A 14,603-nucleotide genomic window follows, 5' to 3' on the forward strand; every position below is an offset into this window, starting at 1 on the left:
CATTCAGATCATTCGATGCTGAACGGGAAGTACTTGTCGTTGATCTTCTTGTAGGTGCCGTCTGCCTTGATCTCTGCCAGGGCTTTGTTCAGGCGCTCGCGCAGCGGGTCGCCCTTGCGTACGGCGATACCGATCTTGTCGCTTTCTACCACCGGGTCGCCTTTGAACTCATAGGCCGAACCGTCTTTGCTCTTGAGCCATTCGTACTGCACGTACTTGTCGGCGAGAATCCCGTCCAAACGGCCGGAAGTCAGGTCGAGGTAGGCGTTTTCCTGGGTGTCGTAGAGCTTGGCGGTGGTGTCCGGCAGCTTGTCTTCCAGGTAAGTACCGGCCAGCGTTGCGCGCTGTGCACCGATGATCTTGCCTTTCAGGTAACCGGCGTCGGTCTTGAAGTCGGCTGTGGCTTTAGGTGCGATGAATTGCAGCTTGTTGGAGTAGTACGGGTCGGTGAAGTCGACGGCTTGCTTGCGCTCATCGGTGATCGACAGCGAAGACACCAGGAAGTCGAACTTCTTCGCGTTCAGGGCCGGGATGATGCCGTCCCAATCAGACACATACACTTCGCATTTTTCGACTTTCATCTTGGCGCACAGGGCGTCGCCGATGTCTTTGTCAAAGCCCACGACGTTGCCGCTGGCGTCTTTATTGTTGAAGGGCGGGTAGGCCGCTTCGATCCCCATTTTCAAGGTTTCTGCCATGGCCGTGGCGCTGAACGCCATCGAAACGGCCGCGGCCAGAAGGAATTTTTTATAGTTCTGCATGCATGTTGCTCCGTTAGCGGTTGCTGGACATGAATTGTTTGCAGCGCGCCGAAAGCGGGTTTTCAAACACCTGCAGTGGCGATCCTTGCTCTTCGACCAGGCCCTGGTGCAGGAACACCACTTCACTGGAAACCTGACGGGCAAAGCCCATTTCATGAGTGACCAGCAGCATGGTGCGGCCTTCTTCGGCCAGCGCGCGGATCACATTAAGTACTTCCTGGACCATTTCCGGGTCAAGCGCCGATGTCGGCTCGTCGAACAGGATGACCTTGGGCTGCATGGCCAGGGTGCGCGCTATGGCCGCGCGTTGTTGCTGGCCGCCGGACAGTTGCGCAGGGTAGGCGTGGCGCTTGTCGCTGATGCCGACCTTGGCCAGCAGGGCTTCGGCCACTTCTATCGCTTCGGCCTTGCTCTGGCCGAGCACACGGCGGGGCGCCTCGATGATGTTGTCGAGGATGCTCATGTGCGGCCACAGGTTAAAGTTTTGAAACACAAAACCGATTTCGCTGCGCAGGCGGTTGATCTGTTTGCCGTCGGCGGCCATCAGCTCGCCGTTTTTCGCGGCTTTTAGCTTGAGCTCTTCACCGGCCACCAGGATCTGGCCCTGATGCGGGTTTTCCAGCAGGTTGATGCAACGCAAAAAGGTGGACTTGCCGGAACCGGAGGAACCCAGGATCGAGATCACGTCGCCGTCGCGGGCGGTCAGCGAGATACCTTTGAGTACCTCCAGCTCACCATAGCGTTTATGCAAGTTGCGGATTTCAAGCGCGGGCGCGGCCTCAGCCATGTGCGGTCCTCATTGTGTTCAGTGCATTCTTGCTGTTGGGCCGCCTTCCTGGCGAGGCGCCAAGCTAGCATAGCGTTCGGATGGCAGCCAACAGCGCTGCGGACGGTTAACGGGTGGTCTGCGGCAAGGTGTCGCATCGGCACAGCAGCGTGTCGCGCTATCAACAACCTACAGACGTCTGAACCCGATAAATCCACAGGCTTCGCGTAAAAAAGGGCGCGATGGTGCCAGCTTTGGCCGGGTGTTGGAAGGGTTAACCGGGCAAACGGTCCTTATCAGCCCTTTTATGGAGCGTCACGTACTTTTTGTGTGTGTTTTTGGTGCGTATTTTCGTGTCGCAGTTGGGTCGCACGGTAACGCTATAGCGGAATGCCATAGTTCTCAACGACTTGCGTGAGCTAATGAATTGTCCTACAGCCCGCGTCAATCGTGGCTTTGTAATATTTTGGCGCAAATCTTGCGTAAAAAATAAAGAACGCCCCGTTGGTTTCTTTTCACGAGAAGGATCGCAGGCCGGGCGGACCGTTTTCGCAATTCCTCGCAAAGGTGTGTCAATGAGTAGTACGCAAAGCTCCAATGACCTCGAACAGGGGCTCAAACCGCGTCACGTCACCATGCTGTCGATTGCCGGCGTTATTGGTGCCGGTTTGTTTGTCGGCTCCGGCCACGCGATTGCTGCCGCCGGCCCCGCCGTGCTGCTGGCTTACGCCGCTGCGGGCACGCTGGTGGTGTTGGTGATGCGCATGCTCGCCGAAATGGCCGTGGCCTCCCCGGACACCGGTTCGTTCTCCACCTATGCCGACCGTGCGATCGGTCACTGGGCCGGTTTCACCATCGGCTGGTTGTACTGGTGGTTCTGGGTGCTGGTGATTCCACTGGAAGCCAACGCCGCCGCGACCATCCTGCATGCCTGGTTTCCCGATGTGGCGATCTGGGCGTTTACCCTGATCATCACCTTGCTGCTCACGGCCACCAACCTGTTCAGCGTGAAGAACTACGGCGAGTTTGAGTTCTGGTTTGCGCTGATCAAAGTCGTGGCGATCGTAGCCTTTGTGATCCTTGGCCTCGCGGCGATCTTCGGCTTCCTGCCGACCAGCCAGGTCAGCGGTGTTTCGCACCTGTTCGACACCCAGGGCTTCATGCCTAATGGCATGGGCGCGGTATTGGCGGCGATCCTGACCACCATGTTCTCGTTCATGGGGACCGAGATCGTCACCATTGCAGCGGCCGAATCGAAGAACCCTGGCCAGCAAATCACCAAGGCCACCAACTCGGTGATCTGGCGGATTGGTTTGTTCTACCTGCTGTCGATCTTCATCGTGGTGTCCCTGGTGCCATGGAACGATCCGACCCTGGCGGCGGTAGGTTCCTACCAGACCGTGCTGGAACGCATGGGCATCCCGAATGCCAAGCTGATCGTCGACCTGGTGGTATTGGTTGCCGTGACCAGCTGCCTCAACTCGGCGCTGTACACCGCCTCGCGCATGCTGTTCTCCCTGGGCCGTCGCGGTGATGCACCGGCCGTGGCCAAGCGCACCAACAAAAGCGGCACGCCTTACTGGGCGGTGTTGCTGTCGACCGGTGCTGCGTTCCTGGCGGTATTCGCCAACTACGTGGCGCCGGCTGCAGTGTTCGAATTCCTGCTGGCCAGCTCCGGCGCTATCGCGTTGCTGGTGTACCTGGTGATCGCCGTATCGCAACTGCGCATGCGCCAGAAGCGTACCGCTGCTGGCGAGAAAATTGTCTTCAAGATGTGGCTGTTCCCGGGCCTGACCTACGCGGTGATGGTGTTCATCGTCGGTACGTTGACCATCATGCTGTTCCAGGAAGCCCACCGCGTCGAGATCATCGCAACCGGCATTCTGAGCTTGTTGGTGGTGCTGGCGGGGCTGTTCGTGGCGAGCCGTCGCAAGGCGCAGAAGGTAGGCGCTGCGGTGCTCAATTGATGTGATGAACTGCGGTGCGCAGTGCGCCGCAGTTCAAAAAAAGTGTGGGAGCCGGGCTTGCCCGCGATGACGGGCTGGCAGGCGATAAATTCTTCGGCTGACACGCCGCCTTCGCGAGCAAGCCCGCTCCCACAGTTGTTTTGTGTCAGTCCGCAGTATCAGCTAGAAACACTGAACCCTGTGGGAGCCGGGCTTGCCCGCGATGACGGGCTGGCAGTCGATAAATTCCTCGCCTGACACACCGCCATCGCGGGCAAGCCCGCTCCCACATTGTGTTGTGTATCAGTCCTGGGAGTTGGCCAGCGCCTGGGATGCCGCCACGTAATCGGCCTGAAACTGCGGGGATTCAATCCACGCCAGCGCCGCTGCTTCATCCTCGGTGTCCGTCGCCCACTGGCGATACTCGATCAGCGCCGCCAGGATAAAATCTGTCGCGTCTTCTTCGCCTTCCTGCTCCAGCACCACGGCCAACAGTGGGTGCGCCAGGAATGCCGCACACAACGCCTGCTGGCTGCTCTCGCCGGCTGCGCGCATCTCGACAAACAATTCGGTCAAATCCACCGACTCAAGGTCAATGCGGCTGTCGTCGCCAGCGAACGCATCCGGCTTGGTCGCGACGGCGCGCTGGGTGCGGTTTTGCTTGGCCTTGGCCTTGGCCCGGTGGGCACGTTTTTGCTGCTTGTTCGGCGAGGCCATGGGCTCAACGTCCTTGGGTTCTTAATCGGGGTGGGGTATTGAAGCGCAGGTTGGGGGAAATCCCAAGGAAATCTAGACACGCACGCCGGGTGTGCCGGGCGCCAATTCGCCTTTCTGCAGCCATCCCAGCGCAATCGGCCACAACCGGTCCTGATATTCACTGCGAAAGAAAGCGAAATGCCCGACGGCTTTTTCGCCGATGTCATCGGGCGCGATTCGCAGGTGAGTGCGCGCGCTGTTTTCAAAATAGCCCAGCAGTCGCTCAATAGCCGCCACAGTCCCAAAAGGGTCGTCGGTGATGCTGATGGCCAGCAACTGCGCCTTCACTCGGGCAAAGGGCAGCTCGCTCAGGCCACGCCCGCTGGGGCGCGTTTCATAGCGCGGTGTCGGCATGCTCCAGTCGCGCACCACGCCTGCCGGCGTGTCCTCCAGCCAGCCCATGCGCTTGCCGGGGAAGTAGCCGCACAGGGCCGTCACCAGCGGCATCACCACATGCCACTTGGCAAACATGCGCCAGCGCCCGCTCGCCGCGTAATCGCGCCAGTACGCAAACTGCGCGCCGACCGTGACGATGCGCCGAATCACTGCGCCGCAAGCACCGAGCCCTGTCGCGCACCCGCCGAAACTGTGGCCGACCACATCAATCGGCTGCCCCGGAAACTCCCGCTGTGCGCGCTGCAGCATCGCCTCGAAATCCAGCACGCCCCAATCCGACCAGGATGCCTTGAAGCCTCGCAACGCGCCGCTGCGGGATTCGCCGATGCCACGGTAGTCGTAGGTGATCACGTCGAAGCCGTTGGCAAACAGGTAGTCGGCAAAGCGTGAATAGTGGCGGCAGCGGACCGAGGTGGCGGCGTTGATGATGACGACCGGGCGTTCGAAGTCGGTGCACGGGTGGCGCCAGGTGAAGCCGCCGATTGGGTAGCCGTCGGCAGCGGGCTCGCAGAATGTTTGTGGGGCAGGGCGGGTGGGCAGGTTCATGGTTCGGCTCGATACTTGCGCTTTTTGGTCTGGGCTTGAGGACCGCGCGCTTTTATAAGAAGCCGAAACTAACAAATTTGGCGCGTGATGGGCGCAGGAAATGTCGCGATGCTCGACCTCGGCGCTCCCGGTGCTTAGGCTTGCGATCAATTGATCAACCAGAGTCAGCCCATGACCCGTGACACCCTCGAACACAACCAAATCCCGATCTACTTCGTCGCCGTGCTCCTGGCGGTCGCATTTGGCGTGTTCGCCCCTTTGTCAGCCCAAGGTCTTGGCGTGCTGGTCACACCTGCCATCGCAGTGCTGATGTACGCCATGTTCCTGCAAATTCCGTTTCTGGACCTGCGCCAGGGCCTGGGCAATAAACGCTTTATCTGCGCATTGCTGCTGGCCAATTTCATTCTGGTGCCCTTGCTGGTGTGGGCGTTGACCCGAGGCCTGGTGGAACGCCCGGCGTTGCTGGTGGGCGCGCTGCTGGTGTTGCTCACGCCGTGTATCGACTATGTGGTGGTGTTTACCCATATCGGCAAGGGTGACTCGCGGCTGATGCTGGCGGCGACGCCGGTGTTGTTGTTGCTGCAATTGGTGCTGCTGCCGGTGTACCTGAGCTTCATGCTGGGCGGGCAGTCCGCCGTGGTGGTGGCGGTGGGACCGTTTGTCGAGGCGTTCCTGTTGCTGATTGTGCTGCCGATGGTCCTGGCGGTGCTGACCACCTCCCTGGCGCGGCGCTCAAGCATTATCAAGCGTTGGAGCAACGCCTGGGCCTGGCTGCCGGTGCCGGCGATGGCGCTGGTGCTGTTTGTGGTGATCGGCTCGCAGATCACTTCGGTGGTGCGCGATATTGCGTTGTTGTTGCCGGTGATCCCGGTGTACCTCGGCTTCCTGTTGCTGGCGCCGCTGATAGGCGCGCTGGCTGCGCGGTTGTTTGCGTTGCCTGCTGTTGCCGCGCGGGCGGTGACCTTCAGTGCTTCGACGCGCAACTCATTGGTGGTGCTGCCACTGGCGTTGGCCCTGCCTGAAGACGTGCGCGGGCTGGCCGCAACGGCGGTGATCCTCCAAACCCTGCTTGAGCTGGTGGGCGAGCTACTCTACATCCGGCTGATTCCCGCGCTGGTGTGGCGCGCCGGTCGATAAGTCCATAAATACTCGGATTTGTTCAGGCGTTATTCAGGGGTGGAGTCGGCACCATGGAGTCGGCGTACCCCACCTGAAAGGACATTCGATGGACCACCGCAGCCGTTATCGCCTGGAGTCTCTGGGCCTGTTTCTGATCGCTTTATTGCTGTTTACCTTGGGTATCTGGGACGAGCAACCCCAAGGCTTTGACGGGCGCTGGGCGTTGTTCATGCAGGAAATGTTTCGCCATGGCGCGAGTCTTTTTCCTACCACCTACGGCCAGCCGTACCCGGACTATCCCGGCACTGCGACTTTCTTCAGCTTTGTGTTTGCCCGCCTGTTCGGCGCGCCGAACCACCTGGCCAACGTACTGCCGACGGCCCTTGCTGCGGCGGGCGTGATCACCCTGATCTATCGCCTGCTGGTGCCGTTCAGTCGGCCTTGGGCATTGCTGACGGTGCTGCTGACGCTGCTTACCACCCAATTGCTCGATAAGTCGCGCTCGGTCTGCCTGGACCTGATGGTCGCGCTCTTATGCGTAGGCGGCTTCTACCTGCTGCACACGGGCGAGCGTCTCGGGTCACGGCTTCGACAGTTGGCGGTGTTCCCGTTGTTTGTGCTGGCCTTCGCGATTCGTGGGCCTTTGGGGCTTATCGAAGTCTGCGGCGTGGTGTGCGTTTACTGGGCGTTGGGCAAGCCGGGCGAGCGGGTCAAGCAAGTGCTGATCCATGGTTTTGTGGGGCTGGCGTTGCTCGGGGCCTGCTGGTGGGCGTTGATGAAGCTGGCGCGTTTCAGCGGTGGCGAGGCCTTTGCCGACGATGTGTTCAGGATGCAGGTCAGTGGGCGCCTCGACGAGTCCGGCGAGCCGTTCTACTTCTACTTCAAGCTGAGTTTGTATCGCTATTTCCCGGTGGTGCCGTTGGCGTTGGCGGCGATGATCGCGCTGCGGCATCGCTGGTCTGAGCGCTGGGTCAACGAAGACGTGCAAATGGTGGTGCGGCTGGCGGCCTGTGGCCTGATGATCCTGCTCGGGCTGTCGGTGCCGCACTTCAAGCGCGCTTACTACATTCTGCCGATGGTGCCGATGTTTGCCGCTGTCGCTGCCTATGGGCTGCTCCAGGCGCAAAACTGGTTCGTCGGCGTGCGCCGCTGCTACGAATGGCTTGTCGTGGCGCTACCGGCGTTGTGCGTGGTGGTGTTGTTTATCTGCCGGCACACCTGGCAGAAGCACGGTTACTGGCCCGACGTGTCGCTGCTGCCGTTGATTGGCGTGTGGGTGGTGCTGCAAGTGGCGGCGCTGATTGCCTGGCGTCGCCCGTTGCGCCTGGTGTGGCTCAGTGTGATCGCCTTGGCGGCGCAATGGTTGCTGCTGGTGGTGGTGATCGACCCGGCCAAGGACCTGCAATACGACACCCGCAAGTTTGTCAGCCAGGTAGAGGCATTACGTGCGACGCAGCCGGGGCCATTGGTGTTTGTCGACCTTGGCCGCGACACCTGGGCTATCCGCTACATGATGAACCTGACGTACGATGAGCAACCGCTGTTCGTCGCCGGTAACGAGCCTGAGAAGCTCGCCACCCTGCCGCGTCCATCCTGGGTGCTGGTGCCGCGCAAAGAAGCAGCACTGCTCAAGGGCACGCCGATGGAGCAGCAGGCGCCAAACTTCGAAGGGCGGCTTAACGACAACCCGCTGATGGTGTTTCTACTGCAGTAGGCAGGCGCCTACTTGCACTGGTAGCCCTCGGGCATCGTCACGGTGTAGTTGCGCTGCACGCGGTCCTGGAAGTTGAGGTTCTGCAGGCCCTGTTCGACCAGGAACGCTTCGATCTTGGTGGCCTGGCAGTCTTCGTTGTAGGACATCACCCGCAACACGTACACCGCGCGCCGGCTTGCTTCGTCACGCGCGGTGGCGGTGAAGGTAGTGAGCGTGGTGTAGCCGGTGCGCTCCGAGGTGCCCACCGGGCCGTAGGTGGTGTTCGGCTTGCTGGTGCAGGTCAGCTGGTCGGCTTTCTTTTTGTTCTTCTTGCACTCGGTGGTGGTGCTGGTGGGCACCTGGCCGTAATCGGTGGCGGTATAGCGGTAAGTGACCTGCTTGCTGTCGACGTCCAGGATGATGGTCATTTTGATTGGCCCATGGTTCTTGGGCAGGCTGGCATCGGTGTACACCTCGCGAAAGCCCTGGTCCTTCATGGCGCTGACCATGTCCCGCAGGTAATAGCGGGCATTGAGCGTGTTTTGCGCGCTGCCGCCCACTGATGTGGTCACCAGCACCAGCGCCTGTCGATCAAAGTGATAGTCCGGATCGGGGGTTGCGTTGATCGAGACATCCATTTGTGTGGCGCAGCCACTGAGCAACGCCGTCAGCAGCAACAGCGCGCAGATCAAGTACCGGTTCATCAAATAACTACCTTGCAACAGAAAATTCAGTAACAGCTAAACGATCGAGCAGCGGGATAAATAACCCTCGGGTGTGAATCGGGCGGGGCATTGGCCCGCGGCCATCAAATCGCAGGCAATAAAAAACCCCAAGGAATCATCTTCGCTTGGGGTTTTTCGGTATTAGTGGTGCCCAGAGACGGAATCGAACCGCCGACACGGGGATTTTCAATCCCCTGCTCTACCGACTGAGCTATCTGGGCAACGGGGCGCATTAAACGGGTTTTTCAGGGGGTCGTCAAGCAAGTTTTCAAAAAATATTTAATTATTACCGTCGCTTACGTGCCGACCCCGGTTTTTGATCAATTATTGAGCAGGCGGCACGTAACCGTCGGCCTTGGCGTAATCCTCGCCGGAAAAGAACTTGTCCATTTCGCCCGCCAGGTATTTGCGATCTTCGCCGTTCATCATGTTCAGGCGTTTTTCGTTGATCAGCAGGGTCTGGTGTTTCAGCCAGTCACCCCAGGCTTGGGCAGAGATATGCTCGAAAATGTCCTGGCCCTTGGCACCTGGATACGGAGGGCGTTCCAGGCCTGGCAGTTCTTCTTTGTACTTGCGGCACATTACGGTGCGGGTCATGACGAAACTCCTGCGTTCAATACGTCGGCCGCGCGCTTCAGCAGTTTTTTCACCGGGGCGGCAAGGCCCAGGCGCGGCGGGGTGGCGAGGTTATACCAGAGCCAGTCGGCCTCGGCCACGTGATGGGCGGATTCCTCGACCTGCACCAGCCAGGGCTCGATGGCCAGCTGGAAGTGGCTGAAGGTGTGGATCAGCCCCGGCAGCGCCTGTTGCTCGCCCAGTGCCAGCGCGTGCTGGTTGGCGAGGTGTTCCAGGTCTTGCAGGTCATCGAGTTCCGGCAAGCTCCACAAGCCGCCCCACAGGCCCGTGGACGGGCGACGGTAAAGCAGGATCGCGCCCTCGGCGTTGGCCAGCAGTGGCATCAGCGTGCGCTTTTGCGGGATGGTCTTGCGTGGCTTGGGGATCGGGTAGCGTGTTTCCAGGCCGAGCATGTGGGCTTCGCAGCCTTTTTCCAGCGGGCACAGCAGGCAGCTTGGCTTGCTGCGCGTGCAGAGGGTGGCGCCCATGTCCATCATTGCCTGGGTGTAGGCGTTGACGCGATCGTGGGGCGTAAAGCGCTCAGCGGTGGCCCAGAGCTGCTTCGCGACCTTGGGTTCGCCGGGGTAGCCCTCTTGCGCAGTAAAACGCGCCAGCACGCGTTTGACGTTGCCGTCTAGGATCGGCGCGCGCAGGCCCATGCTCAAACTGGCGATGGCGCCGGCAGTGGACAGGCCAATGCCAGGCAGCGCAGTGAGTTTTTCAACATCCTTGGGAAATTCGCCGCCGTATTCAGCAACGACAATCTTGGCGGTCTTCTGCAGGTTGCGTGCGCGGGTGTAGTAACCCAGGCCGGTCCACAGGTGCAGCACTTCATCTTCCGGCGCGGCGGCCAGGGCTTCAACCGTCGGCAAGGAAGCCATGAACCGGTCGAAGTAATTGAGCACGGTGCTCACCTGGGTCTGTTGCAACATGATTTCCGAGACCCACACCCGGTAAGGCGTGATGCCCTGTTGCCAGGGCAGGTCATGGCGACCGTGGCGGTCGTACCAATCCAGCACCGCCTGTGAAAACTGCTCGTTTCTCATCGTTTGAACAGGCCTTTAAGGGCGTCTTTAAGCTGTGGATTAACCTTGTCGAGCTTCTCTTCGATTTTGTCGCTGAGCTTGTTGCCGGCGGCTTTGATGGCGACTTGGGTCAAGCCGTCCTTGTCCAGGCGGCAGGCCTTGGCGCCCAGCTCCAGCGGGCCACGGCAGCGCAGCGGCACTTCGATGTTCTGGAAGTTGGCGCCGACCTGGCAGGCCGGGTCCGGCACGTCGCGCTGGTCGCCTTCGACGATGATGCCAACGCGGTAGTCCATGCCCAGCACGCGCAGGTCGACGTCACCGTTGCCGTTGACCGCCAGGCCCGGGATGCGCACTTTGAGGTCCGGGTTGCTCGCCACCCCGTTACGGAAGTTAAGCGTGCCGCGCAGTTCCTGGAACGGCGTGTCCTTGCCCTGCGGCGTGGTGCTCAGGGTCTTGCGGTTGAGCAAGGCAATACCGGTACACAGCTGCTGTTCAATGTTGGCGTTGAGCAGCGCGCCGTTATTGATCACAAAGCTGGCGGTACCGTTAAGGCTGTCGATCAGCGCTTTTTGGCTGTTGCCACGGCCGGTTAGGTTGCTGTCGAGAGTAACCTGGCCTTTGACCGGCGGGTTTTGCCCCTGGGCTTGCAGGATGCGTTCAACCGGTACTTGCTTGATGTGGGTTTGCAGCGCCAGCAGCGGGATGTCCTGGCGCACATCGAGTGTGCCGTTGGCCTGGAAGGTGCCGTTGTAGAGGCCGCCGCTCAAGGTGTCGAGCTTGAGCTGGCCATCGGCGCCGGAGGCTTTGAGCGCTGCATTCTGGATCGGCAGCTTGCTCAGGGTCAGTTGCCCAAAAGCCAGGTCGGCGTTGACGTCCAGGGTGCGCAGGCGGGTCAGTGGCAGCAGCTTGTCGGTGCTCCACGCGCCTTTGGTCGGGGCTTCCGGCAGTGGTGTGGTGCCACCGGCGGCCATGGCGCCGGCTTCGCTGTTCTGTACTTCAGCCTGGCGGGCAGCGGTTGCGCCTTTGGCCGATTCGGACTTGGCCGGCAAGTAGTTGTCGGCGTTGAAGGTGTCGCCCTTGAGCTGCACGCGCAAGGCTTGCTTGGCGAAGTCATCCACGGCGATGCGACCGGTGAAGGTGCTGCCGTCGAGTTTCAGGTTCAGGTCTTCCAGCGCCACGCTGGTCGGGGTGCCCTTGAGGCGGCTGACCAGCTCGACCTTGCTCAGGCTGCCGTCAGCCATGGGCGGCAGCGGGTGGCCGATGCTGTCGAGGAACTTGGCCAGGTCAAACTGGGCAATCGACAACGCGCCGCTGACTTGCGGGGATTTGTTCAGGTCATTGACCTTCAGTTCGCCCAAGGCGCGCAGTTGGTTGGCGGAGAGCTTGAGGTTGGTCCACTCGGCGATGTTGGCCGCCAGGTCCACCAGCAATTGGCCCTGGGTGGAGAAGGTCACGGTCTTGCCTTGCAGCGGCTCGCCGGTGGCTTCGCCGCTGAGTTTCATGTCTTCGAACTGGTAGCGCTGCAGGGCACGCTGGATGCGCAGGTTGCCGTTCAGTTCGGTTTTGACGCGCATCAGCGGCTGGTTGCTGCCCAGGAATGCAGTGAGTTTGAGTGGAATACTCGCGCCTTCGTGCACGGCGCCGGCGCTCAACTGGATGCTTTCGGCACTGAACTGTTTGCCGGTCTGTTCATCGTTGTATTCAACGCGGGCGTTGTTGATGGTCAAGCTGTCGATGTCCAGGCGGATCGGCTTGGGTGGCTTTTCCGGTTCGGGTTCGGCGGGGGCTTGCGCTGGGGCAGGGGCGCTGGCGATTTCGGCCGCGTCGGGCACATTCTTGCCGATGTCTTCCCAGTTGCCGTGGCCTTGCTTGTCACGGTTAAGGCGCAGGTTGAGGCCTTCGACACGCACATCGCTCATCTGCACTTCGCGGCGCAGCAGTGGCAGCACGCGCACCGACAGGCCGAGCATTTGCAAGTCGGCGAACGGTTGGGTCGGGGTGGTCAGGGTTGCCACGCTGGCTTCGTGCAACTCAAGGCCCAGCCAGGGGAACAGGCTCCAGCCAATATCGCCATTGAGCGTCAGCTCGATGTGGGCCTTGTCGCGGGCAATCTGGCGAATCTCGTCTTTGTAGTCGTTGGGATCGAAGAGGTGGGTCAGGGCAAAGCCCAGGGCCACAATGATCAGCAACAGCCCGAGGAGTACCAGACCCAGGATTTTGCCGAACGCTTTCATGGGCGAGTCCTTGTATGTCGATTTCAAAATTTAGCCGCAGAGTATAACGCCCGAAGGCCTGCGTCAGTTCACGCATCGTTACATTGTATCCAGGGACGGCAAAATAGGATTTTGCCGTCAGGCAGATCAGGTTGAGTGAAAAAGGTGATGTCAGTTTGGTTTTTCTGTCATCCACTGGTGCTAATCTTCGCGGGTTCGTCTGTCGTCTGCGACACAGCGTCGCGCTTAAAAGGAGCTTTACTCAACAACAACGGCCAACGCTCTGCGTGCAAGGTCGAGGGAGAGAGCGCCTGACGGACACATACTAATAACTGGGGGAAACACCAATGAGCACTAGCACTGCGGCCGGTAGTACTGCCGCGCAGCCCGCGTTCCTGTCCAAGGAGCGCATTATCGCCAAGCCCGGCTTCAACCGCTGGCTGGTTCCGCCGGCCGCCCTGGCCATCCACCTCTGCATCGGCATGGCCTACGGGTTCTCGGTGTTTTGGCTGCCTCTGTCCAAGGCTCTGGGTATCACCGCGCCGGTCGCCTGCGCGCCGGACATGAGCTTTATCGCGCAAGTCTTCTCGTCCCAGTGCGACTGGCCCATCTCCATGCTGGGCTGGATCTACACCCTGTTCTTCATCTTCCTGGGTTGCTCGGCAGCCATCTGGGGCGGCTGGCTGGAACATGCCGGGCCACGTAAGGCGGGCGTTGTATCGGCGTTGTGCTGGTGCGGCGGCCTGTTGATCTCGGCGCTGGGGATTTATACCCACCAGATCTGGCTGATGTGGATCGGCTCCGGTGTGATCGGTGGTATTGGCCTGGGCCTGGGTTATATCTCGCCTGTATCGACGCTTATCAAGTGGTTCCCGGACAAGCGCGGCATGGCCACTGGCATGGCGATCATGGGCTTCGGCGGTGGCGCAATGGTGGGTGCACCGTTGGCCGCAGCGCTGATGGGCCACTTCGCCTCGCCAACCAGCGTGGGCGTGTGGCAGAGCTTTGTAGTCATGGCCGTGATTTATTTCGTGTTCATGATCGGTGGCGCACTGTCCTACCGCGTTCCGCCGACCGGCTGGAAGCCTGAGGGCTGGACCGCGCCGGCGAAAAAAGCCAGCAACGCGATGATCACCCACCGTCACGTGCACGTGAACGTGGCGTGGAAAACCCCGCAATTCCGTCTGGTATGGCTGGTGCTGTGCCTGAACGTGTCCGCCGGTATCGGCATCCTCGGCATGGCTTCGCCGCTGCTGCAGGAAGTGTTCGGTGGCAAGTTGCTGGGTGTGGATGTGCCGTTCGGCCAGCTGGACGCGGGCCAGTTGGCCTCTATTGCGGCCATCGCTGCGGGTTTCACTGGTCTGTTGAGCCTGTTCAACATCGGTGGCCGGTTCTTCTGGGCGTCGTTCTCCGACTACCTGGGCCGTAAAAACACCTACTTCGTGTTCTTCGCCCTGGGCTTTGCCCTGTACGCGTTGATCCCGAACCTGGGGCACCTGGGCAACGTGGCGCTGTTTGTGGCGGCGTTCTGCATCATCCTGTCGATGTACGGCGGCGGTTTTGCGACTGTGCCTGCGTACCTGGCCGACCTGTTCGGCACCCAAATGGTCGGCGCGATCCACGGTCGCCTGTTGACCGCATGGGCGGCGGCTGGCGTGCTGGGCCCGGTGTTGGTGAACTACCTTCGCGAATACCAACTGAGCATCGGCGTTCCGCGCGCTGCGGCTTACGACATCACCTTGTACATCCTTGCAGGCCTGCTGGTGCTGGGTTTCCTCTGCAACCTGCTGGTGCGCCCGGTGGCCGACAAGTACTTCATGACCGACGCTGAACTGGCTGCCGAACAGGCGCTGGGCCATGACAAAGGCGCCGATGCCAGCACTTCGCTGGAGTGGAAAGCGGCCCCTGGTACTGTGCCGATGGCTGTTGCCGCCTGGCTGGTGGTAGGTATTCCGTTGGCGTGGGGTGTGTGGGTGACCCTGCAGAAGACGGCGGTGTTGTTCCACTGATGCCGCTGTAGTCGGGCGAGCGCGGCTCCCACA

12 protein-coding genes and 1 tRNA gene are annotated in these 14,603 nt (G+C 60.8%); 4 read left to right on the forward strand and 9 right to left on the reverse strand.

The window, feature by feature from the left end; all coding sequences use genetic code 11:
- Positions 1-8: 8 nt before the first annotated feature.
- Complete coding sequence (locus HX790_RS14225; protein ID WP_017138657.1) at positions 9-761, reverse strand: ABC transporter substrate-binding protein; 753 nt, start codon at positions 759-761, stop codon at positions 9-11.
- A 13-nt stretch (positions 762-774) separates the two neighbouring features.
- Complete coding sequence (locus HX790_RS14230) at positions 775-1,548, reverse strand: ABC transporter ATP-binding protein (protein WP_169986642.1); 774 nt, start codon at positions 1,546-1,548, stop codon at positions 775-777.
- 554 nt (positions 1,549-2,102) lie between these two features.
- Here HX790_RS14230 and gabP point away from each other — a divergent pair.
- Positions 2,103-3,494, forward strand: coding sequence for a GABA permease (gabP, locus tag HX790_RS14235; RefSeq protein ID WP_017138655.1), 1,392 nt, complete (start codon positions 2,103-2,105; stop codon positions 3,492-3,494).
- A gap of 282 nt (positions 3,495-3,776) precedes the next feature.
- On the opposite strand, the gene HX790_RS14240 is transcribed toward gabP, so the two are convergent.
- A complete protein-coding gene (locus HX790_RS14240) occupies positions 3,777-4,190 on the reverse strand; it encodes a hypothetical protein (RefSeq protein WP_017138654.1) in 414 nt (137 codons plus the stop codon).
- A 72-nt stretch (positions 4,191-4,262) separates the two neighbouring features.
- The gene (locus tag HX790_RS14245) at positions 4,263-5,171 is read right to left on the reverse strand and encodes an alpha/beta fold hydrolase (RefSeq protein ID WP_176991706.1); all 909 of its coding nucleotides are present in this window, start codon (positions 5,169-5,171) and stop codon (positions 4,263-4,265) included.
- 171 nt (positions 5,172-5,342) lie between these two features.
- Here HX790_RS14245 and HX790_RS14250 point away from each other — a divergent pair, with 171 nt between their 5' ends.
- Both HX790_RS14250 and HX790_RS14255 read left to right on the forward strand, forming a co-directional pair.
- A complete protein-coding gene (locus tag HX790_RS14250) occupies positions 5,343-6,308 on the forward strand; it encodes an arsenic resistance protein (RefSeq protein WP_176991707.1) in 966 nt (321 codons plus the stop codon).
- Positions 6,309-6,396: 88 nt separating this feature from the next.
- A complete protein-coding gene (locus HX790_RS14255) occupies positions 6,397-8,004 on the forward strand; it encodes a glycosyltransferase family 39 protein (RefSeq protein WP_176991708.1) in 1,608 nt (535 codons plus the stop codon).
- A gap of 8 nt (positions 8,005-8,012) precedes the next feature.
- Here the strand turns inward: HX790_RS14255 and HX790_RS14260 are convergent, their stop codons facing one another.
- The 5 genes from HX790_RS14260 to HX790_RS14280 all read right to left on the reverse strand — a co-directional run bounded on the left by HX790_RS14260 (position 8,013) and on the right by HX790_RS14280 (position 12,582).
- Positions 8,013-8,687: a hypothetical protein gene (locus HX790_RS14260; protein WP_176991709.1), complete on the reverse strand. Its 675-nt coding sequence runs from the start codon at positions 8,685-8,687 to the stop codon at positions 8,013-8,015.
- Between the two features lie 166 nt (positions 8,688-8,853).
- A tRNA-Phe gene (locus HX790_RS14265) sits at positions 8,854-8,929 on the reverse strand.
- A gap of 103 nt (positions 8,930-9,032) precedes the next feature.
- Positions 9,033-9,305, reverse strand: coding sequence for an oxidative damage protection protein (locus HX790_RS14270; RefSeq protein ID WP_017138649.1), 273 nt, complete (start codon positions 9,303-9,305; stop codon positions 9,033-9,035).
- Positions 9,302-10,369, reverse strand: coding sequence for an A/G-specific adenine glycosylase (gene mutY / locus HX790_RS14275; RefSeq protein WP_176991710.1), 1,068 nt, complete (start codon positions 10,367-10,369; stop codon positions 9,302-9,304). The genes HX790_RS14270 and mutY overlap by 4 nt, the downstream gene beginning before the upstream one ends.
- Positions 10,366-12,582: an AsmA family protein gene (locus HX790_RS14280; RefSeq protein WP_176991711.1), complete on the reverse strand. Its 2,217-nt coding sequence runs from the start codon at positions 12,580-12,582 to the stop codon at positions 10,366-10,368. Before HX790_RS14280 ends, mutY begins: the two co-directional genes overlap by 4 nt.
- A 326-nt stretch (positions 12,583-12,908) precedes the next feature.
- Between HX790_RS14280 and HX790_RS14285 the strand changes: the two genes are divergently transcribed.
- The gene (locus HX790_RS14285) at positions 12,909-14,570 is read left to right on the forward strand and encodes an OFA family MFS transporter (RefSeq protein ID WP_099549501.1); all 1,662 of its coding nucleotides are present in this window, start codon (positions 12,909-12,911) and stop codon (positions 14,568-14,570) included.
- Positions 14,571-14,603: the final 33 nt, after the last annotated feature.

The sequence above is a fragment of the Pseudomonas sp. IPO3747 genome, assembly GCF_013385245.1.
Lineage (GTDB): Bacteria > Pseudomonadota > Gammaproteobacteria > Pseudomonadales > Pseudomonadaceae > Aquipseudomonas > Aquipseudomonas edaphica.

Bases quoted from the DNA above. Each gene is read 5' to 3' on its own strand.
- HX790_RS14225 (WP_017138657.1), bottom strand. From the start codon at position 761: ATGCAGAACTATAAAAAATTCCTTCTGGCCGCGGCCGTTTCGATGGCG.
- HX790_RS14230 (WP_169986642.1), bottom strand. From the start codon at position 1,548: ATGGCTGAGGCCGCGCCCGCGCTTGAAATCCGCAACTTGCATAAACGC.
- gabP (WP_017138655.1), top strand. From the start codon at position 2,103: ATGAGTAGTACGCAAAGCTCCAATGACCTCGAACAGGGGCTCAAACCG.
- HX790_RS14240 (WP_017138654.1), bottom strand. From the start codon at position 4,190: ATGGCCTCGCCGAACAAGCAGCAAAAACGTGCCCACCGGGCCAAGGCC.
- HX790_RS14245 (WP_176991706.1), bottom strand. From the start codon at position 5,171: ATGAACCTGCCCACCCGCCCTGCCCCACAAACATTCTGCGAGCCCGCT.
- HX790_RS14250 (WP_176991707.1), top strand. From the start codon at position 5,343: ATGACCCGTGACACCCTCGAACACAACCAAATCCCGATCTACTTCGTC.
- HX790_RS14255 (WP_176991708.1), top strand. From the start codon at position 6,397: ATGGACCACCGCAGCCGTTATCGCCTGGAGTCTCTGGGCCTGTTTCTG.
- HX790_RS14260 (WP_176991709.1), bottom strand. From the start codon at position 8,687: ATGAACCGGTACTTGATCTGCGCGCTGTTGCTGCTGACGGCGTTGCTC.
- HX790_RS14270 (WP_017138649.1), bottom strand. From the start codon at position 9,305: ATGACCCGCACCGTAATGTGCCGCAAGTACAAAGAAGAACTGCCAGGC.
- mutY (WP_176991710.1), bottom strand. From the start codon at position 10,369: ATGAGAAACGAGCAGTTTTCACAGGCGGTGCTGGATTGGTACGACCGC.
- HX790_RS14280 (WP_176991711.1), bottom strand. From the start codon at position 12,582: ATGAAAGCGTTCGGCAAAATCCTGGGTCTGGTACTCCTCGGGCTGTTG.
- HX790_RS14285 (WP_099549501.1), top strand. From the start codon at position 12,909: ATGAGCACTAGCACTGCGGCCGGTAGTACTGCCGCGCAGCCCGCGTTC.